We start from the raw sequence: 19,313 nt of genomic DNA on the forward strand, positions 1-19,313 counted from the left end.
AGCGTGTCGCCGATCCCTCGTCGATCTGCCTGTCGGCGCGTATGGTGCCGACGCCCTGGAGCGTCCCCACCTTGTCGGTGTTGCCCGTTGTCGCATTCAGCGGGACCGCGACCTGGCCGAGGGGACGCACACCGTGCTCGTGGGCGACACACCCCGCGACATCGAAGCTGCCCGCGCCTCAACGGGTCACAGGGAAGTGCATGAGGAGGCGGGGGGTCTGACCTGTTGAGCAAGGGGGTTGCCGGATGGGTGGCGGACGGCTCCGGACAGGGCTCAACGAGACCAGAAACTGAGACCGGAGGAGTCGTGTTGGCAGGAATCCCGGGTCAGCCTGACTCGCTCACTGGCCGGCAGCTTGGGCAAACGGCAACGAGGGATCAGGGCCGAAGCCACTGACTGTCATGTTGGCGTGGCCGCCGGGGGGAGTGCTGAGCACGCCTTGGACGCGTACCGGAACTCCCTCGTCGTGGCAGCGGACGGCGACGTGGTATGTCTCCGGGGGCAGGTGCATCCACACGATGCGGCTTCGGCGCTGGAGCAAAGTCTGCACACCCACGCGGCCGTCCTCGTCGTCGGGCTGGCGACTCAGGTCGGTGACGATCCCGTAGATCACATGCTGTCGTGTATAGGTGCGGGTCTTGAGCTGGGTAGAGACCTTTTCGATCGTATCGAGGGCGTCCTGGTTGAACGTCACCCGCAACGGCGTATCTGAGGGCGGAGCAGCCACGCGCGACCAGTTGAAAGAGACGTCCAGCGTATTGACGGAGCTGACGTTGACCACCTTGGCCAGGGCCTGGCACAACTCGTAGGAGACGCCTTCCCCGACGCTGTCACTGACCTCGCTGGGAGTCGGGTCGCGATCGGCGCTGGCCATCTCCTCCAGGACGCCAAGAGCCCGTGACATGGTCGCTGTGACGCGCCGGTCGAAGAGAACCTCCTCGACGCCTGCGTCGATGTCGCTCTGGCCCGGTGAGTAGACCTCGAGCGGGGATCGGGCCTGGCTGATGATCGGCACGATATAGGACCCACGCCGGGTTTGGCCGAGTCGGACTTCACGCGCCTGGTCTCGGGCGCGGGGTGGGAAATTTCGAAAATGGCCCTGCCGCCGAAGCGTGGCCGCAGCGGAGGCCACGCGCATGCGCTTCGCCGAGATGAACAGTTCGTATCCGGCTTCAAGTGGAATCGACCCGTCGCTTGTGGAGGGGTGAGCCGCTCGCAGGTCAGTGACGTCGTGGTACACCGTGGCGATGGCATCGTGCACCGCTCGGGTATCTTGATCTTGGACTCGAGCCAGATCTGTCAGCAGGATGTGAACGCGCTTGCCGAAGTCGGGAGCACCTTGCTTGAGGGGTACGAGGACGACTTCGTCTGCGAGGCCTGGCAGGTTCCACAGTTCGGCCAGTTCACTGCCGTCGATGGGCGCCCACCCGTTGACCCTGAGGTAACTTCTGATTTCGTTGGGCCCGAAGTCAGGTACGTCGTTCACCACCTCAGTTCACCCCCTGCCAGCTGCCAAGTGTCATGCGACGCGCCGCGTCGAACATGGTCGCCATTGCCTTGGACGTCAGCTCTTGCTGGCGGGGAATCCTGACGGTGGTGGTTTTTCCCGACGCGGCCTCCATGCCGTGGAGCGATGCCCAGTAGCCATGACAGGAGAGCACTATGGACTCTTGCTGGTGAGTGACCCAGCGGCCGATGTCAGGGGGAACGATCAATAAAGCGAGATGTCCCGGTGCTGAGCGCTCCGGATGGCGCAGCTTGTCATAAGTTTCGATGTCCAGATCGAAGCTGTAGCCGTCCCGGGTCGTCCGCGGATTCTGGGTGCACTTGAGCTGGATGTCGATCATCAACCCGCGCGAACGCAGGGTGACATCGACGCCGTCCTTGTCCACGTTCCACTCGCCGATCGTGTAGCCGCCCTGCGTGGCCAAGGCGTGCACGTAGGCACGGCTCACCTGTTCCTTCTGCCAGCTCGTCGCTTCAGCAGACATGCTCGCTCCCCCCACCTGGAACACGGCGTGATCGGGAGAATAGGTGCTTCCTCGCATCTGAGGAAGAGCGCGTTGTCGGATCAACGACGACGCTGGCTATCGCCGCAAGCAAGACGGCTGCACAGGATGCAGTGGCTCAGGCCGAGCGAGGACCCGCTTTGGGCTCGTCAAGCGATGGGTCTCTTCCCCCTGCGACAAGCGTTCCCACCTCGGTCCGGCAGTCTGCTGACGGGGCGCGGTGCGCTCTCTTCACGTGCCTGGCCCCTCACCGAAGATCATCGGGTGCCCAGCCGGGCGGAACCTTCGGGAGTCCGATGAGGGCATCGATCCCGAGGTGCTCCTGAAGGAGGGCTTTGAGGCCGCGGCCGTCGATGAGTTGCATGCGGCCCGTGCGGTAGGCGAAGTCGAGGCTGGTCTTACCGAACCACGCGGTCGTGATGAGGATGCCCTTCGCGGCGGCCTTGTCGTGCATGACGCCGGCCAGCGCACGCACGGCCTCAGCAGGGACCGTGTTCTTCGTGCGCTTGGCCTGGATGATGCACAGACCTCCGGTCATGGGGTCCTCGTTCGTCGCCACAGCGTCGACACCATCGTCCCGTGACGCCTGGGTGACCCAGGCTTTCATGCCGTACGCCTCGAAGAGTCGGCGGATGAGGTGCTCGAACTCGATCGGGTCCAGTGCCATCAGGTCCGGCCGGCTGTCGAGCCCCGCCACCACGTCCACTTCAGGAGCGAACTTGTACTTGCCGAGGTCGAAGGTGACAACTGGGCGAACTGCCTCGAGGTCGTACGGGTGTTGGGAGACGATGGCGTTGAGGTGACGCAGGCACAGGACCGGATCTAGTGCGGGTTCGTCCAGGACGAGCTCTTCGAAGTCGGCGCGCGTACAGCGAACGCTGATAAGGCAGGGCCGGATGGCCTTCCCCGTGGCGCGGTCCTTGCTCCTGACGTGGCCGTTGAAGGCGATGGTGTCGACCAGGGCGGGCGGGCTGACGGCCAGGACTTCGTCTATGGTGCGCAGGGCCAGGCAGGCGACGAGCCGCGCGTACTGCTGCTTGACCTCGATCTCCTTGCGGGGTTGAGGGACGACCTCTGGTGGTGACGATGCCTTGTAGCGGAACTGTGCTACGGCAGGTACCACTTCCTGACCGGGAAGATCGACCTCCACCACGAGCTCCCGCGTCTCTGGTGCGAACACGGAGCGCGACTCTCCTCGCAGACCATCGGGGTCGGACAACTGCCCGATGACGGCTTCGATTGCCGCGGTCATTCCGTCGGCGCCGTCGGAGTTGAACGCGTCTTCCACAGTCGGCCGATTCGCATAGAGACCTGGCTGCCGGTGCAGCAAAACGGCATCAAGTGCGGCAACTCGCTCCAGAACCTGTGCGGTGCGCTCCGTCGCCTCGGCCTTCAGCCGCTCCCCCTGGGCCTGTTTCGCTTGCCGCTCCGCGGTCACCTTCGCCCGCGCCGCTTCACGTTTCCGCCGCTCTTCGGCCTGCTTCTTTGCCGTCTGTCGCTTCTCCAGGTCACGCTCGATCTGCGCCGCCTTGCGTGCCCGTTCCGTATCCTGCCGTTCCTTCTCCTTGCGTGCCCGTTCCCACGCCTGCGTCTGCTCCCGCTCCTGCCTGGCACGTTCACGTTCCTCGCGAGCACGCGCCTGTTCAGCGGCACGAACACGCCGGGCCTGCTCCTGCTCCTGACGTTTCAGCTCGGCTGCCTTGGCCTTCTTCGCGTCCTGGTAAGCCTTCAGTAACTGCCCTGTCAGCGACTTCTTGCGCGGCATGCCACCCCTCCCGGTCTGCGACTCCGATCTCAGATGTGCCCATATCGCCGGCCGAGCAATCGACCGCTTCGGCGCTGAGAAGGCAGAGCATGGGGAAACTGGACGGTGATCGTTTTCACCCGCCGCCATGTTGCAGGTGTCATCCTGGAAGCCGGGCGGCAGGTGGGGGTTGGCGGGATGCGGTGGCAGGTTCACGGTGAGCGGCAGATCTACGGCAACCCGTGGGTCAACCTGTGGTTGGTGGATGTGCAGCAGCCTGATGGGCGCCGGTGGGAGCACCATGTCGTGCGGATGCGGCACCTGGCGGTCGCTGCGGTGGTGGATGAGCGGCAGCGGGTGTTGATGATGTGGCGGCACCGGTTCATCACGGACACGTGGGCGTGGGAGCTGCCGATGGGGTTGATCGAGGCGGACGAGTCGCCGGAAGAGGCGGCGGCGCGTGAGGTGTTGGAGGAGACCGGCTGGCGGGTGGAGTCGATGAAGCCGCTGGTGTACGCGCAGCCGGCGAACGGGATCACGGACTCTGAGCATTACGTGTTTCGGGCGGACGGGGCTACGTACGCGGGGCCGCCTACGGAGCAGAACGAGTCCGACCGGATCGAGTGGATTCCGTTGAAGGACATCCGGGGGATGATCGACCGCCGGGAGATCGTGAGCAGCGGCAGCCTGGTCGGGCTGCTGCACCTGCTGCTGGACAGCACGGGAGTCTGATCGTCACGGGAGGGGTCGAGCGCATGCGCTCCTCGGAGCTCAGCTCGGCGCACTCGTCCGTGATCGTTCGTCACGCGGTTCCCGGTGGCTGCAAGGAAGCGGGTGCTACGCCGCGAGTCGGTCCAGAAGAGCGTCGAGTTGGCGCACGGTTTCGTCGGGGTCGGTGTGGTGGATGGTGGTGATGCCGAGGGCCTCGGCCGGGGGCAGGTTCTGGGCGTGGTCGTCGACGAACACGCACTCGGGGCCGGTCAGTTCGAGGGCGGCCAGGGTGCGTTCGTAGATGAGCGTGGAGGGCTTTCGGACTCCCTCCAGTTCGGAGAGGATCACCGCGTCGAAGCCGTCCAGCATCCCGAGTTCGGCGTAGGGGTTGAAGGGCTCCAGGCCGAAGCTGTTCGAGAGCATGGCGACCTTGATGCCGGCCGTGCGGGCGCGCTCGACGGCGTCGATGATCACAGCTTCGGGGCGGAGGTTGGCCAGGGCACGCCGCATCAGGTCGGTGGGGTCGATCCCAAGGATCTTGCCGATCGTCTGGTTCCAGTCCTCCTGGGTGGCGCGGCCGACTTCGAGGTCGGCGTAGACCCGGACGCCTTCGGGGTGGTCGTTGAGGGCGGCGAAGTACGCGCCCGGTTGGAGCCCTTCGGATTTCTCGAAGGCTTGTCCGTTGAGCCTCATCCGGGTGGTGAGGACACCGCCGAAGTCGAGGATCAGTCCGCGGTAGGACAAGGCAACTCCTTGTTCGGAAAGCTGGCGTGCAGGGCTTCTTCCTCTCCCGGGTGGCGTCGGGCTGCCCCAGCCGACCCGGAGGGAGGGGTTTTCCAGTATCGCGCGTCCGGAGCATGGGCAGGCATACGCTCTATGGGAGTGCTCCGTCCGTGCGCACAGAGAGGCCAAACCATGGCGATCCCACGGCAGTTCACGATCGGTGAGCGCATCCGGTACTACCGGGAGCAGCGCGGACTGTCGCAGAAGGCGTTCGCCGAGCTCACAGGCCACAAGGAGAACTGGGCGTACAAGGTCGAGCACGATCAGCTGCCCATCGACAAGCTGTCGACGCTTCTCACCGTGGCGCGGGTCCTGCATGTGAAGGATCTCGCCGACCTCACCGGCGGCTATCTGACCGGCAGTGCACTGGGTCCCGAGAACGAGCACGAGCACGTGCCGGAGATCCGCCGGGCGCTGTCATTGCCGTCGTCCCTGCTGCCCCTGGCGGTCGGCCCGGTCTCGCCGGCGGCGCTGGCAGAGTCCGTGGCCGGCGCGTGGAAGGTCTACGAGACGCAGGCGGAGAACCGCTACGCCGTCGTTGGGGAGGTACTGCCCAACCTCCTGCGTCAGGGGCACGCCGCATTGCGGGACGCTGAGGACACCGAGGCGGAAGCCCTGGTCCTGCGCGAACTCATCAGTCTCTACGGCCTGCACCAGATCTGGCTGCGACGCGTCGGCGAGCCGACACTTGCACGTGTCGCGGCGGACCGTGGACTGGCCCTCGCCGACGACGCGAAGGACCCCGCTCTTCTGGCGGCGGCCGCCTGGAACCTGTCCTGCGTGCTCACTTCGACCGGCCACGTCGACGACAGCGTGGAACTCTCCCGGCAGGCCATCGCCACCTGCAAGCCCGGTGAGAACGCGACACCGGAGCATCTGTCCGCGTACGGGGCTCTGCATCTCCAGGCCGCTGTCGCTGCCGTTCGCGCCAACCTGGGCCCCGTCGCATGGGACCTGTTCCGGGCAGCGGAGCGCTGTGCCGCCCGGCTCGGAGAGGACCGCAACGACTGGCACGCCTGCTTCGGACCGACCAACACCGCTATGCACGGGGTGCATCTTGCTGCTGAGGAGGGCGACACCAGCGAGGCACTGCGCTTGGCGGACAGCGTGCACGTACCGGGATCGATGCCCCTGGAGCGGCGCGCGCGGTACACGATCGAGCTGATGAACTGCAACCGCATCCAGAAGGACGACTACGCGACCGTCTACATGCTCCGCGGCCTGGTCGAGCAGTCGCCCGAAGAAGTCACCTTCTCCCCGCTGGTCCGTGAAGCGGTCACCGACCTGCTGAAGCGTGAGCGGCCGACGTTCCGCGACGACCTCCGGAAGATCGCCAAGCACGTGGGGATCGCCGCTTAGTGACCGAGTGAACCCTTAGCGTGAGGCAACCCTGATTTTTTCGAAGGGCAGTCGCACGCAAGTGTCCCTACGTTTACGTGACATGAGGACACGTCACGCACAGACCGCCGCGGCCGCCTTACCCGACTGTTCGATCCAGCTCACCGTCGGCCGGAGCGTCCACCACACCCGCGCGGGACGCCTTGCACTCCCCCTGTCCCTGTTCCAGGGCGGGAACCACCGGGCCGACGTCTCCCTCGTCATGACGGCGAAGGAAGCTGAGACCCTGGTCTCCGAGCTGAGCAGCCTCCTGCTGCCCGCCACCGAGAGAGAGCCGTCGTGACGCGGCTCCGGCACACCGCCGCCGAGCGCGTACGACGCCTGGCTCTGGCGGACGCGTCCATCGCGCCGATGCCCGGGCACCTGGTAACGGGGGCGAACACATCCGGCAGTCGCTTGACTCCCGGGCAGGGAACCCCGATTCCACCGCGCGACAGTGTCGATGGGGGAGACGATCCGAAATGACCGTCACCTCCACTTCCCTGCTTGCCGAGATTCACGGTTGTCCGTCTCGTGACGTCCTGTCCACCGTGGTCGACGACCTCACGCTGATCGTCGATCACGAAAGTCCGTCCCAAGAGCACGGGATGCCGGCTTCCACCGCGATGTGGGCAGGGGCCCTGCGCCGAATCGGGGCGAAGAAGCTCGCCGCTTGCGGTCTTGCCGCCCTCGTGGACGACGCGCAACTGCTCATCAGCGAACTGGTGACGAACGCTCTCCAGCACGGTGCCGGTCACCAGCTCGTCTTCCACCTGGCCATCGGCACGGACGAGATCGTGATGGCGGTCTCGGACGGCTCGCCCGAGCACCCCACGGTGCGACGAGCCGGTGCCGAGGAGGAGAACGGGCGCGGCATGTTCCTCGTCGACGCTCTCGCGGACGCCTGGGGAGTCAGCCCGGACGGCACGAGCACCTGGTGCCTCCTGACAGTGCCCGAGGCCGCGAGAAACAGTGTGCAGCCCGGGTGCCGCAAGCGACGGAGCCCACACTCGCCGTAACTTCCCCTGCTCCGCTCCAGCGGCATGCCCGCAGGCGTCACCCACGTCGCCGTACGCACTCCCGTCCCCGTGCGGGCGGCAGCGGACTACCCGCTGGAGCGGCCCCTTCCCCGCTCCGGCCACGCCGAGTCAAGCAGGCATCCACGCCCCCATCGCTCCCCGCGGGGTGTGACGGACTCACGGCTCACCTGCCCGTGGCCGGGGCGGGCCCCACCCAACCCCCGTTCACAGCGATCCGACGAAGGAGTCGATCCGGATGCCCAGCCGTCACCCGCACGGCTTCACCTGCGGCCGGCGGACCTTCGTACCGCCCCGCCTTCTCACTGCGGCCCTGGGCATGGCCAACAGCGTGCCCCCGGCCTGGGACGGGCTGGTGTACAGCCCCGACGACGTCAGCGAGCTGCTGACCTGCACGCTCCAGCAGCACCGCGGTCCGGTCCACCACGGAGTGGTGCTGAACCTGCGCGGCCAGGAGGCCGGCACCGTCTGGGCGGCCTGGCGCGGCCGTGCGGCCCCCTACCTCCTCATCATGCTCCCTGACTGCCCTGCCACGACCGCCGACGGTGGCGAGGCGTGCAGCGAGTTCGCCGGACATCCCGGCGTCCACAGCTGGGAGTTGGCCGACCCGGTCCTGCCACCCGCCCTCATCGCGGCCTTCGGTCCGCTGCTCGCTGACCGGGCGCGGCCACCCGACGGACGCGTGCTCGATGCCACCAGCCGATTTCACCGACCCACCACGAACAGGAATCCCGCACGATGAACCCCGCGCTCCCCGTGCCTACCGCTTTACCCGCCGTCGAGCCCGACGCCACTCCCAGCTCGGTGCGGCAGTGGGCGATGACCACGACCACCGGCGAGCGCACCACCGGCTACCTGCCGCCCTGGGCTGCCGAGGATCCCAGCGAACACGACGTGCCCCCGCAGGAGCTGACCACGCGCCTCGCCGACATCCGTCACTCCACCGAGTTCCCCGGGCAGGTCCTGCGCGCGCACTCGCCCGGCAACGGGACCGACGCTCCGGAGGGGATGGAGATCCTGCGCGCCACCATCACCTGCACGCCCTACGCCGCCGCACCCGAGCCGGCCATCCCTGTCGCCACGGTGTGGGTCGCCGACGCGTTCCAGATCACCGACCTCGACCCGACGGGCCTGGCCGAGATCGTTCAGGGTCTGCGCGCCGTCGCCGACCGACTCGACCTCGTCGTCATCCCCCAGCTCAACGACATCCGCACCGAGTGGACCACCCACCACACCTCACGGGCGGGGGCCCGCCCGTGAGCACCGACACCACACCCGCCGACGCGGACCGCGAGAGCACCAGCACCAACCAACTCGCCCGCATCGCAGCGTCGTTCGCGGCCGGTCAGGTCAGCGCCCGGGCCCTGTACGCCCACCACCTCGCGTTCCTCCGCGAGAAAGCCGGCCTCTCCCTCCAGGGACTGGCCGACCAGTGCCACTACGAACAGTCCTACCTCCACCGCCTGGAAACCGGCGGCCGCCTCGGCACCCTCACCGTCGCCCAAGCCCTCGACCGCTACTACGGCACCGGCACTCTCCTCGCCGGACTGTGGCGCCTGGCCAAACGCGAAGCCAAACGCGCGGCCGGCGGACTCACCGCCCTGGAAGCCGCCGCGACCAGCATCCAGGAATACGCCCTCACCACCATCCCCGCCCTCCTTCAGACGCCCGCCTACGCCGAGGAGCAGTTCGTCACCACCAGCCCGCAGTCGCCGGAGGTCCTGGCTGCGCAGATCGACGCGCTCCGCGAACGGCAGGACCGCCTCACCGAGAGCACGCCTCATCCGGTTCGCTACCGCGCCGTCCTTGACGAGTTGGTCCTCCACCGCGGCGCCCGCAGCCAGGCGACCTGGGACGGCCAACTCGACCACCTCATCGCCACAGCCCACGAGCCCGCAGTCACCCTTCAACTCCTCCCCCTGCACGCAGGCCCCCACGACCTACGCGGCCCCCTCCAACTGCTGTCCTTCCGCACCCGCAGCCCCCTCGCCTACGCACACGGCACCCTCACCGACCACCTCACCGACGACCCCGACGACGTCGAGGAACTCAGCCGCCAGTACGACCAACTGCGCGATGTCGCTCTCACCCCCGCGCAGACCATCGAACACCTCCACACCCTCCGCACCACCACCCGCTGACCCACCAACCCACACCACCACCACCCAGGAGCCACCCCACATGAGCCCCACCACCCTGCTCACCAAGCCCGAACCCACCACACGGCCACCGGAACCGACCCCGCCCTGCACCTGGACGATCACCACCGTCGAGGGAATCACCCTCACCGGCCACCAGCCCGACTGGTCCATGGACGACCCCAGCCAGACCGGCATGACACTGGACCAGGCCGTGAATTACCTGCGCGAACACGCCCACTACACGATGCTCCCCGTCGACCCCGTCCTCCCGCCCGCCACCCTCGACATCGACATCAACGGCACCCGCTACCGCGAGTCCACCAGCGCGATGTTCGCCGCCCAGATCGCCTTCCACCCCTACTCCACCCAGCCACACCAGCAGGTTCCCACCGCCAGCCTCACGATCGTCGACGCGTGGGACTTCGAGGGCCTGACCCCCACCGACCTCGCCCGCTTCGCCACCCAGATCCGCACCCAGGCCGACTACTTCGAGAACACCGTCCTCCGCGACCTGATCACCGCCCGCGAGGACTGGGCCGCCCACCGGTCGCGTATACCCGAAAGCTGCCGCTCCGACCGCCGGCAATGAGACCGACCGCTCTTCCCACCCCACGGGGGATGGTCGGGGGCCGGAACGCACAAGTTCCCGCACGTGGCGGTGCCCGCGACGTGCGGGGGCGGCCGAAGCGGCGCTGCTGAGCAGCACCGACGACGGGTGCGACACCCAGAAGAACGGCGACTGCTGATCGGACCTCGGGTCGGCGGATGCGGTGGGTGTCCTGCCCGCCGCACCCACCACCCTGCGGAGACCGAGTAGGTCTCGGCTCGTCGGGCGGCCCACCGGCACCCGCCTATCCCGGCCGCGCAGCGGAGAGCGGCGCAGCCACCTCCGCACTTTGGCTTGGCATCCATCCTCGTGGACATCGGGTCGGGCGGGAGTGGCTGGTTCCTGACTGCGAAGCAGGTTTCACGGGCTCGTTCCGCCTGTCGGTGTCAGTGGTGACTGCTACACCGATTCCAGGAATGGCCGCATCGCAGGGTTCGGAGTGCCACTCGCGGTGCCGTGACATGGAGGGGACACCGTGTTCGAGGAAGACGGCTCGCTCGACCCGATGCTGAAGTTCATCCTGGTGATGATCCTCGTCCTGACCGCTGCCAGGATGCTGTGGGGGTGGATCACCCAGGACGTTCCTCACTGGTTAGGCCAGGACGTCGGTGGACCGATCGCCCATCACCCGTGGAGGACGGCATTGATCGGCGTCGGAGCGCTGATCTTTGTGGGACTCGTAGGGCGCTTCGTGGACTGGCTGTTCAGCGCCGACTTCGCCCCATACGAGGAGGCGGCGGCCCCGTGGCAAGAGGAGCAGGAACCGGCCGCGCTGACGTACCGGATGGCACAGTTCGAAGCCATGACCCCGACCGGCTTCGAGCAGGCGTGCGCTGATCTCCTGGCCCGCGACGGGTTCAGGCGCACCCGCCGAGTCGGCGGTGCAGGAGACCTTGGTGCCGACGTGCTGGCCTGGGACGAAGAGAACCGCAAGCTCGTCGTGCAGTGCAAGAAGTACGCCAAACCGGTCGGATCGCAGGACATGCAGAGGTTCAACGGAACGGCCCGGCCGGAACACGGCGCGGATATCGCGATGATCATCGGCTTGAACGGGTTCAGCCAACCGGCCACCCATTTCGCCAACCGTCACCGGCTGACTCTCATCGGGCGCCAGGAGCTCAAGCGCTGGGCCCACGGTGAGCACATCTACTCCGTCCTCGCCGGGCACAGCCTCACGCCGTAGGCAGAAGCAGTGGCGGGCCGTTCGACGTGTGGAGAGGCGCCGCAGAGTTGCCTGGGGAGCGAGCTGGCCTCGCGTCGTGCCCACTCGCCTTCCCGGCGAGGGCCGTTAGCGTGGGGTGGGTGAGGACGGGGAATACGGGCACGGTGTTGGTCGTGGTGCGGGGCAACAGCGTGTCGGGGAAGTCGTTGGTTGAGGCGGGGTTGCGGGCTGGGGAGTACCGCGCGGCCGACCTGCTGCCCTGTGGCGGTGAGACGGTCATCGGTGCGGACGGCGCTCTGACGGAGAGCGTCGAGCAGATCCTTGGAGACGCGGGCTTGTTGGGCCTGCCTGCCTGCGAGCGATGAGCCGGGGGCGCGTATGGCGTTGCCGGCGATGGAGAAGTCGGGCTCGTCCGGAGTCGTTCGCGCATGGCTTGGTCAACATCCGCGCTGGGGCGATGATGTGGGGATGACTGCAACCGGTCCGTCGGGGCAACCACATCGTCCGGACTCGGAGTTGTATCCGGAGGTAGCTGCCGCGGGCAGCCTCGCAGCCGCGCTCTCCCAGTGCGCTGCCAAGCACGCTCTCGACCTCGGTGATGTCCGGTCTTCGAGCGACGGTTCGTCGCTCACCTTCGCGTGGGTCGCGAGCCGTAATCCGCAGTTGGGCGGCTTCAGCGTGAACCTCGGTTCCGTTGAGCGGGTATTCATCGTTTCTGCGGGAGGTCGGGGGGTGACGCTGACCCACGGTTCCACTGACGACCTCGAACAAGTCGCGGCAGCGGCCGCGGCTTGGCATGACGGCGTCGGGCTGGTCGAGTTGCAGGCTACGACGCCGTTTCTTGAGGTCAGTGCCCTGGCTCTGGCCCATGAGCGTGGACCCGAGTATGCGGTGGCGGAGAAGTGGCGCGTCTATCTGGAAGAAGATCCGTACGTGGACCTGGAGATGATGCGGGCCGCGTACGCCGAGCCGAGGCTGCGGGCTCTCTTCCCTTACACGAGCCACCGCGCGCTCGGATTCAGCAGGTGCACGGGGTGGCCGTTCTCCCGCGACATGGCGGCGATCGAGCCCCTTGGCGACGGCAGGTACGCGCTGCGGCACCACGGTGAGGAGTTCCGCGCGGCGCCCAACTACACAGCACAGGAAGCCGTAGCACTGGTCGTCTCACGCATGGCGAAGACCTGGGGGCCAGCTGTAGCCGGGACTGAGCATGATCTGGGCGAGGGCGATTGAACGTGATGTTCGCCGACTGTCTCGGACATGGCGCGGAGCTTTCACGTGGCCGGGGCTGTCGCATTCCCGGCGGTGCGGTCTTACTCGGGGCGCCTCTATGACTCTGCTTCGCCTCCCCTACCGTCGAGGACGGGTGCGATGCGTCTCGGTTGTCGGGGTCCTGGGCGGCGTCCCCGCTGCTGCCTGAGGCGGTGCGGCCGTGAGCTGCGACCGGAGGCGGGCGGCTTCGGCGCGGCGGTTGGGGGCGGGGTTGCGGGCGGTGTGTTGGATGCGGGTGATCAGGACGCGGGCGGGCTGGCGGGCAGTGGTGAGTTCGCGTTGGGCGGCGGCCTCGGCGAGGAGCCGTCCGGGCTGGTGGCCCTTGGCTTCGGCGTCGGTGAGGACGGTGGCGAGGGCGGGCCAGGCGGGATCGGCGAGGATGCGGTCGGCGTGGTCGGGGAGGGAGACGCGTACGTCGGTGGCGAGGGTGCGTTGGTGATGCGGGGCGGGCTGGCGGGTGGTGAGGTGGGTGAGGGTCGGGTTGAGGGCGGTGTCGGCTGCGGCTTGGAGGTGCTGGACGGTCTGGCGGGCTGCGGCGGCTTGTTGGGCGTGGCAGTTGGCGTCGTGCCAGCGGGCGGCGAGGATGACGGCCCATACGAGGGTGGCGGTCAGGGCGGCGAGGGCGCTGCTGTTCGGGCCGGTGGCGGTGTGGACGATGTCGCGGGCGGCCGTGTGCAGGGTGTGGGCGGCGGCTTGTTCGGCGCGGACCTGGGAGCGTTGGGCGCGGGCGAAGGTACGGCTTGCTGCTCGTAGATCCGAGCTCAGGTCGGCGGGGGCCATCTGCGCGGTGGCTTCGATGAGTTCGCCGAGAGCGCTGATCTGTGCCTGGACCTGTGGATTGTGTTCGTCGCTCCTCGTGGCTGCCGGGCGGAGGGTATCGAGGGCGTCGATGGCCTGCTCCCAGGGTGTGCCGGGCTGGTTGCGTCGTGCGGTGGGGTGTTCTTCGGGGGTGCTGCTTTCCAGGCGGGCGCGGAGTTTGGGGAGGGTGAGGTCGGGGGCGATCTTCCCGCCGGGGTGGTAGATCTGCTGGCCGTTCTTGTCGAGGTCGCCGGGTCGGCCGGCGGAGTAGCCGATCAGGTCGCCGGACGGACCGCGGCGCGGTGTGACCATGACGTCGTCGGCTTCGAGGTAGGCGAGGAGTTCCTCGATGCTGGCGGCGTGGGGGATGGCGGCGCGGATGCGGTCCTGGAGCCAGGCGCGGCTGGTCTGTTCCCAGCCGAGGCGTTCGGCCTTGTGCATCTCGGCCTGGCTGGGGGCGCGGGTGGCGGTGCGGTCGCCCTTGTTGAGCCGGCGCAGGCCGTAGTCGTGCTCGATCTGGCGGCAGGCGTCGCCGATGCGGCGGCCGCTGCCGTGGAGTTTGGGGCGGCGGCCGTCTTCGCGGACGGTGGTGGCGAGGATGTGGATGTGGTCGTCGGCGTGGCGGACGGCGATCCAGCGGCAGGCGAGGTCGTCGCCTTCGGGGGCGATGCCGGCGGCGGTGACGATGCGGTGGGCGATGTCGGCCCATTCGGTGTCGGACAGGTGGCGGTCTTCGGGGGCGGCGCGGACGGGGCAGTGCCAGACGTGGTCGGCGACGGGCTTGCCGAACTCGCTGTTGCGCAACGCGACGGGGGCGTCGAGGTGGCGGGCGAGTTCGGTGAGGGTGGCGTTCTCGTCGCGGCCGGGGTCGGGCAGGCCGAGGGCGGCGAAGGCGGCGACGATGTGCGGGTCGAGGTGTTCGTCGTGGCGGCCGGGTCCGTAGAGGTAGGCGAGCAGGCCGCGGGTGTTGGCGCCGGAGGGTTTGATGGCGGCGATCACGGGCGTCCCACCTCCGTGTCGTCGTCGGTGGGTTGGCGCAGGGCTTCGGCGATCGTGGTCAGCAGGCGGTGCAGTTCGTCGAGGCGTTCGCGGATGTCGGGTGGGGTGGAGGCGCTGTTGAGGGTGCGGGCGATCTGGTTGACGTTGTTCCCGATGCGGCTGAGTGCGCGTAGGACCTGGGCGCGGAACATGTGGGTGCGGCGCCGGTCCTCGGACAGCGGCAGGTTCGCGGTGAACCGGCCGGTGAGGAAGGCGAGGACGATGTCGGCGGCGAACCCGGACTCGCCCTTGTAGCCGTGCTCCAGAGCGGTTTCGCTCAGGAGGGCGTGCTCGTCGGGGGTGAAGCGCAGGGGGCCGACGCGTACGGTGCGCTTGTCACCGGTGAAGCGGCGGATCGTGGGTTGCATGGTCTGCGTGTGCGGCGCGGAGTGCTCGGCGGACGCGTGGTCGAGGACGGCGGTCTGTGCGGTGCGGAGCATGTCCCGTCCGGGGGCGCTGGCCCCGGTTTCCTGGCTCGGCGCGCCCTCGCGCCGGGCCTGCTCCGCCACCCCCGGGGCGGAGAACCCCCCGATCCGGCCGCGAGTCGGACTCGGGGTACTACTGGCTCCGCCAGGGGCCGTCTTTCCGAACGCCCGCCGCCAGCGGTCCTTCACCTTACGGGACGTCGTCTGCTGTTCGGGCGCGTCGAGGCCGGTCTCTGCGGGCTGAGGGATGTGCGGCACGGCTGGTGCTCCGGAAGGTGAGGGCGGGCGGTCGCATCACCTGGCCGCGGGCGTGCGGGCGAGTGAGGTCGCGAGGCTCGGCGGCTGGTTCGGGTCGATGCCGCGCGGGGTGAGAGCAGTGGGCGGGCGGGGTGGTCGGAACCGTTCCGACCACCCCGGCTCTGTTCCGGTCACCCGGGCGTTCGGTCATCGCCCTGGGCCGTGTCGAGTTCCGCCCGCAGGACGCCCATGGCTTGGGTCAGCCGCTGGCCGCCGACCTTGAGGCCCTTGTCGCGTATGGCCTGTTGGACGACCGCGCGGGTGGCGTGTCCGTGCTCGGCGACGGCTACACGGCCGATCTCGACGAGCTGGTCGAGCGTGGCGTCTGCTGGGCGGCCTCCGCGTGGGAGGGGCTGTGGATCCGCGGGGAGAGGAGGAGCTGTGCGCGGCGAATCCGCCGGCTGTGAGGATGTCGGCGCTTCGGCACCGAGGGGTTCGGTCACGAGGTGGTGGATCTGGCGCATCAGCACGCCGAAGGCCAGGAGCGCGGCGGCCGGTGGGACCGCGGCGATGACGTAGTCGAGGAGAGGTACTGAACTGCCGTGCCTGGTTCCGCTGACCCCGGCCACGTTGAGCGCGATCGATCCGACCGACCCGGTCGCGGTCAGGGCGATGGCCCACCAGTCGGGGACCTTGCGCAGGCCGGCGCGGAGCATCAGCAGCTCGCCCGCGACGATGAACGCGTCCAGGGTCGCGGGCCAGGCCCACTGGCGGGCCGGGGAGTTGTGCAGACCGTGCTGACCGGCGACCTGGGCGAGGTGGGCGTACGAGAGCCAGAATCCGCCGGCGGTGAGGGCGACGATGACGGTCCCGGCGGCGATGAGGGCGTACCGCTCGGCGGTGTGCTTGGTCATGCGGGGTTCTCCATGGTGGTGGCGTGGGGGCGATCACTGGGCTCCATCGAGGGGGCGTACACGCGAACCCCCTTCTAAAGGGGGGGCCGCGCGTGTACGCCTGGCTGCGTGTGCGCCGTGTACGGTCGCGTGATCGTCTGACCAGGGGCTTTGTGGCCGCCGTGGACGGTCGGGAGCGCTCCGTGCGGCATGGCCCGGCAGGGGCCGCGTGTACGCCCCCGTGTACGGTCCGGGCGTCGCGGAGGAGGCGCGGTCAGCCGACGGCGATGTGCAGGTTGGAGACGCCGTAGCGGGCCTGCTGGCCGCCTCCGGTGCCGCCTGCCGCGCCCTCGGTCTTCCTGGCGTGGCCGCTCTTGACGAGGCGTTCCAGGTGCCGCCTGGCCTTCTCCACCGCTGACCGGTCCGGGTTGGCCTGGCCGCTGAGGACAGCGGCGAGGTCGCGGGTGGTGAGCCCGTCTGGATGGGCGCGGAGGATGGCGACCGGGTCGAAGGTGGGCTCGATCGTGGTGGTGCCGCGCTCGTGGTCGTGGATGACCTGGAGGGGGCCGATCTCGCCGGTCGGGGTCTTGAGGTGGTGGAGGGTGACGGCGGGGTCGCCCGCTTCTCCGGCGATGAACAGGACGCTGCCCGCTCCGGAGGTGATCCACGTCGAGCCGTAGACCCGGTCGAGGGTGGGGCGTTGGCCGCGCGGGGCGTCGGCGGTGGCCTTGCGCTGGTGGTGGAGTTCCATGACCTCGACGCCGTTGCGCAGGGCGCGCATGCGGGCGTTGTGGAACGCGACGGCGAGCGCGTCGTCGACGAGGGTGCTGACCGCGTCCTTGAGGCTGTCGATCACGATGGTGTCGGCCTGGTGGGCAGCGGCCAGGTCGGCGAGGAGGTCGGGCTCCTTGTCGAGGGTGGCGGGTAGCGGTCCCTGCCAGACGGCGAGTCGGTCGCGCAGGACGGACTCGTGATCGGGAGAGATGCGGCGGGCCATGGCGTGGGCGATCTGCTTGGGGCGGTCCATGGCCAGGTACAGCACCCGCTCGCTGGAGGAGACCGGCATGTTCAGGACGGTGTCCTGGAGGCCGAGGCGGGCGAGGATCACCTGGTGGGCCAGCGTCGTCTTGCCGACGCCGGGCGGTCCGACGATCATCAGGCTCTCGCCGGACGACCAGGCGGTCTGCTCGCGGGTGCCCCACAGCGGGTCGGTGTCCGCTCCGGTCTCGGTGACGAAGCGCCAGCCGTCGACCAGGTAGCGGGAGAGCCGGCCGCCGCCGGAGGCGAGGGAGCGGTCGCGCTCCGCGCGCAGCTCGGCCTCGGCGGCGCTGCGTATCGCATCGGGGTCGGCGCCGGGCTCGACGGCGAGCTGGACGGTGCGGATGCCGTTCTCGCGCAGGCGGCGCAGGTCGGCCTTGCGGCGAACGATCTCCGCGTAGTGCGCGGCGTTGGCGACCGTCGGCGGGGCGTCGGCCAGGACGTGGAGATAGGGCGTGCCACCGATACGGCTCAGGTCGCCCCTGCCGAGGAGGTAGTCGCCGAGCACGATCGGGTCGGTGGGTGCGTCCTCGGCGCGCAGGGCGAGAATGGCCCGCCAGATCGTCTCGTGCGCGGGCCGGTAGAAGTCCTCCGGTACCAGCTGCGCGCGCACCTCGTCCACGGCCTGGTGCCGGAACATGCATGCGCCGAGAATGGCCTGCTCAGCGGCCAGGTCGTTGGGCGGCTCATCGACGAGCGACGTCGCCGTCGATGGACGCGATGGCGTATCCGGCCCCGAGGCCGTACGCTGGTTCACGGAAACTCCTCACCTGGCAGGCAGCGGGACGGCAATCCCAGCCAGCCGGTCTTGATCGTTCGTGGGTACGGGCGGTTGAGGTTTCTGCTTCAGCCCCCGGCGTTCGTAGCGCCGGGGGCTTCTTCGTTCTCTCCTTCGCGTTCGGCCCCGTTCGGGGGTTCCACGAGGGTACCAGACGCATTGCCGAATGACTAGCTTGCATTTCGCTCCCGAATGAGCTTTACTACTTGAGCCCCGCCCGTGCCGTCGCCCGGCAGCTCGAACCGAAGGAGGAGGAAGCGATGTCCGAGGAAGGAGCAACTCGCGCCGCAGGACCCGAACGCCCTCTGCCGGAGGACCACGTCGCGCAGCGGGTGAAGATGGAGCGCGAGGTCCGGGGATGGAGCACCGTCACCCTGGCCGAGCGCATGACCGAGGCCGGCCACCCGATCAACCAGTCGGCGATCTGGCGCATCGAGAGCGGCAAGCCCCGCCGCCGGGTCAACCTCGACGAGGCGCTCGGCTTCTGCAAGGTCTTCGACATCTCCCTCGACGACCTCACCGCCGCCCCGGGCCACATCGCCAATCCCCAGGTCCGCAGACTCGTCGGCGAGTACGTCGAACAGTGGAAGCAGTGGCGCGCCCTGGGCAAGGCCATGGACGCCGTCCAGGCCGAACTCCGCGCCTACACCGAGGCACACGCTGACCAGGACGACATGGTCAAGGCCCTGCTCACCCACGAGATGACCGTCGCCTCCAACGGTGAGTTCCACCACCACCGAGGCGCTCCCCCCAAACTGCAGAGCTGGCTCCGCACCCCCGACCAGGGCGCCGACTCGTAGCCCAAGGGTCCTGCTTCCGCCGGTGCTACGAACACCGGCGGAACAGCCATGCCCTGCAGCGCAGTACACACAACCGCCCGTACCCACGAACGATCACGACCGGCGAGGCCGGGGTTGCCGCCCCGACGCCTCGCCAAGAGAGGTTTCCGCCTTGCACTCCAACGACCTTCCGGTCGCCCAGATCGCCCACCTTCTCGGCGTCCCCGAGGACGATCTGCGCACCCTCATCGCCGCCCGCAACGGCTCCCACGGCGACCCCACCCTCGTCGCCCTCACCGTCGCCGAAGCCGCCCGCCGCATCGGCATCAGCCGCACCAAGATGTACGAGTACGTCTCCTCCGGCCAGATCCCCTCCGTGAAGATCGGCAGCCTCCGCCGCATACCCGCCGAGGCGCTGGGGCAGTTCCTCGCCCGCCGCAGCGGCGACACCTCCGACTTCACCACCGCGGCCTGAGGGAGGCGG

Annotated in this window: 20 protein-coding genes and 1 pseudogene; 13 read left to right on the top strand and 8 right to left on the bottom strand. The window is 68.7% G+C overall.

Annotated features, from left to right (window positions below; all coding sequences use genetic code 11):
• Window positions 1-13: 13 nt before the first annotated feature.
• Window positions 14-172, top strand: a pseudogene (locus AC3EVP_RS08465) (HAD family hydrolase); the annotation flags it as partial.
• Between the two features lie 168 nt (window positions 173-340).
• On the opposite strand, the gene AC3EVP_RS08470 reads toward AC3EVP_RS08465, so the two are convergent.
• From AC3EVP_RS08470 to AC3EVP_RS08480, 3 genes are all read right to left on the bottom strand, one after another.
• On the bottom strand, window positions 341-1,486 hold the full coding sequence (locus tag AC3EVP_RS08470; RefSeq protein WP_435127729.1) for a hypothetical protein: 1,146 nt from the start codon (window positions 1,484-1,486) through the stop codon (window positions 341-343).
• Between the two features lie 4 nt (window positions 1,487-1,490).
• Complete coding sequence (locus tag AC3EVP_RS08475) at window positions 1,491-1,991, bottom strand: DUF4365 domain-containing protein (RefSeq protein ID WP_435127731.1); 501 nt, start codon at window positions 1,989-1,991, stop codon at window positions 1,491-1,493.
• Between the two features lie 265 nt (window positions 1,992-2,256).
• Window positions 2,257-3,774, bottom strand: a complete 1,518-nt coding sequence (locus AC3EVP_RS08480; RefSeq protein ID WP_435127733.1) for a restriction endonuclease — start codon at window positions 3,772-3,774, stop codon at window positions 2,257-2,259.
• A 177-nt stretch (window positions 3,775-3,951) separates the two neighbouring features.
• Between AC3EVP_RS08480 and AC3EVP_RS08485 the strand changes: the two genes are divergently transcribed.
• Window positions 3,952-4,485, top strand: a complete 534-nt coding sequence (locus AC3EVP_RS08485; RefSeq protein WP_435127846.1) for an NUDIX hydrolase — start codon at window positions 3,952-3,954, stop codon at window positions 4,483-4,485.
• A 105-nt stretch (window positions 4,486-4,590) separates the two neighbouring features.
• Here the strand turns inward: AC3EVP_RS08485 and AC3EVP_RS08490 are convergent, their stop codons facing one another.
• Window positions 4,591-5,208 (bottom strand): HAD-IA family hydrolase, encoded by a 618-nt coding sequence (locus AC3EVP_RS08490; RefSeq protein ID WP_435127735.1) that lies wholly within the window; start codon window positions 5,206-5,208, stop codon window positions 4,591-4,593.
• A gap of 171 nt (window positions 5,209-5,379) precedes the next feature.
• Between AC3EVP_RS08490 and AC3EVP_RS08495 the strand changes: the two genes are divergently transcribed.
• The 9 genes from AC3EVP_RS08495 (at window position 5,380) to AC3EVP_RS08535 (ending at window position 12,804) form a co-directional block, all read left to right on the top strand.
• Window positions 5,380-6,606 (top strand): helix-turn-helix domain-containing protein, encoded by a 1,227-nt coding sequence (locus tag AC3EVP_RS08495; RefSeq protein WP_435127737.1) that lies wholly within the window; start codon window positions 5,380-5,382, stop codon window positions 6,604-6,606.
• Window positions 6,607-6,688: 82 nt separating this feature from the next.
• On the top strand, window positions 6,689-6,928 hold the full coding sequence (locus AC3EVP_RS08500; protein WP_435127739.1) for a hypothetical protein: 240 nt from the start codon (window positions 6,689-6,691) through the stop codon (window positions 6,926-6,928).
• A 178-nt stretch (window positions 6,929-7,106) separates the two neighbouring features.
• The gene (locus tag AC3EVP_RS08505) at window positions 7,107-7,643 is read left to right on the top strand and encodes an ATP-binding protein (RefSeq protein WP_435127741.1); all 537 of its coding nucleotides are present in this window, start codon (window positions 7,107-7,109) and stop codon (window positions 7,641-7,643) included.
• A 256-nt stretch (window positions 7,644-7,899) separates the two neighbouring features.
• Window positions 7,900-8,403 carry a hypothetical protein gene (locus AC3EVP_RS08510; protein ID WP_435127743.1) on the top strand — a complete coding sequence of 168 codons (504 nt, stop codon included), beginning with the start codon at window positions 7,900-7,902 and terminating at the stop codon, window positions 8,401-8,403.
• A complete protein-coding gene (locus tag AC3EVP_RS08515) occupies window positions 8,400-8,921 on the top strand; it encodes a DUF6907 domain-containing protein (protein WP_435127745.1) in 522 nt (173 codons plus the stop codon). The genes AC3EVP_RS08510 and AC3EVP_RS08515 overlap by 4 nt, the downstream gene beginning before the upstream one ends.
• Window positions 8,918-9,802, top strand: a complete 885-nt coding sequence (locus AC3EVP_RS08520) for a helix-turn-helix domain-containing protein (protein ID WP_435127747.1) — start codon at window positions 8,918-8,920, stop codon at window positions 9,800-9,802. The genes AC3EVP_RS08515 and AC3EVP_RS08520 overlap by 4 nt, the downstream gene beginning before the upstream one ends.
• Before the next feature lie 40 nt (window positions 9,803-9,842).
• Window positions 9,843-10,391, top strand: coding sequence for a DUF6907 domain-containing protein (locus AC3EVP_RS08525; protein WP_435127749.1), 549 nt, complete (start codon window positions 9,843-9,845; stop codon window positions 10,389-10,391).
• A gap of 493 nt (window positions 10,392-10,884) precedes the next feature.
• Window positions 10,885-11,592 (top strand): restriction endonuclease, encoded by a 708-nt coding sequence (locus tag AC3EVP_RS08530; protein WP_435127751.1) that lies wholly within the window; start codon window positions 10,885-10,887, stop codon window positions 11,590-11,592.
• 447 nt (window positions 11,593-12,039) lie between these two features.
• A complete protein-coding gene (locus AC3EVP_RS08535) occupies window positions 12,040-12,804 on the top strand; it encodes a DUF6193 family natural product biosynthesis protein (RefSeq protein ID WP_435127753.1) in 765 nt (254 codons plus the stop codon).
• A 117-nt stretch (window positions 12,805-12,921) separates the two neighbouring features.
• Here AC3EVP_RS08535 and AC3EVP_RS08540 read toward each other — a convergent pair whose 3' ends face one another.
• The 4 genes from AC3EVP_RS08540 to AC3EVP_RS08555 form a co-directional block, all read right to left on the bottom strand.
• Window positions 12,922-14,640: a relaxase/mobilization nuclease domain-containing protein gene (locus AC3EVP_RS08540; protein ID WP_435127755.1), complete on the bottom strand. Its 1,719-nt coding sequence runs from the start codon at window positions 14,638-14,640 to the stop codon at window positions 12,922-12,924.
• Complete coding sequence (locus tag AC3EVP_RS08545; RefSeq protein ID WP_435127757.1) at window positions 14,637-15,362, bottom strand: MobC family plasmid mobilization relaxosome protein; 726 nt, start codon at window positions 15,360-15,362, stop codon at window positions 14,637-14,639. Before AC3EVP_RS08545 ends, AC3EVP_RS08540 begins: the two co-directional genes overlap by 4 nt.
• Window positions 15,363-15,532: 170 nt before the next feature.
• Window positions 15,533-16,255, bottom strand: coding sequence for a DUF2637 domain-containing protein (locus AC3EVP_RS08550; protein ID WP_435127759.1), 723 nt, complete (start codon window positions 16,253-16,255; stop codon window positions 15,533-15,535).
• Window positions 16,256-16,508: 253 nt separating this feature from the next.
• Window positions 16,509-18,029 (bottom strand): DnaB-like helicase N-terminal domain-containing protein, encoded by a 1,521-nt coding sequence (locus AC3EVP_RS08555; protein WP_435127761.1) that lies wholly within the window; start codon window positions 18,027-18,029, stop codon window positions 16,509-16,511.
• Window positions 18,030-18,310: 281 nt separating this feature from the next.
• Here AC3EVP_RS08555 and AC3EVP_RS08560 point away from each other — a divergent pair, with 281 nt between their 5' ends.
• Both AC3EVP_RS08560 and AC3EVP_RS08565 read left to right on the top strand, forming a co-directional pair.
• Window positions 18,311-18,850, top strand: coding sequence for a helix-turn-helix transcriptional regulator (locus AC3EVP_RS08560; RefSeq protein WP_435127848.1), 540 nt, complete (start codon window positions 18,311-18,313; stop codon window positions 18,848-18,850).
• Between the two features lie 151 nt (window positions 18,851-19,001).
• Window positions 19,002-19,304, top strand: coding sequence for a helix-turn-helix domain-containing protein (locus AC3EVP_RS08565; protein ID WP_435127763.1), 303 nt, complete (start codon window positions 19,002-19,004; stop codon window positions 19,302-19,304).
• Window positions 19,305-19,313 lie beyond the last annotated feature (9 nt).

This window comes from Actinacidiphila sp. bgisy144, from assembly GCF_057708105.1.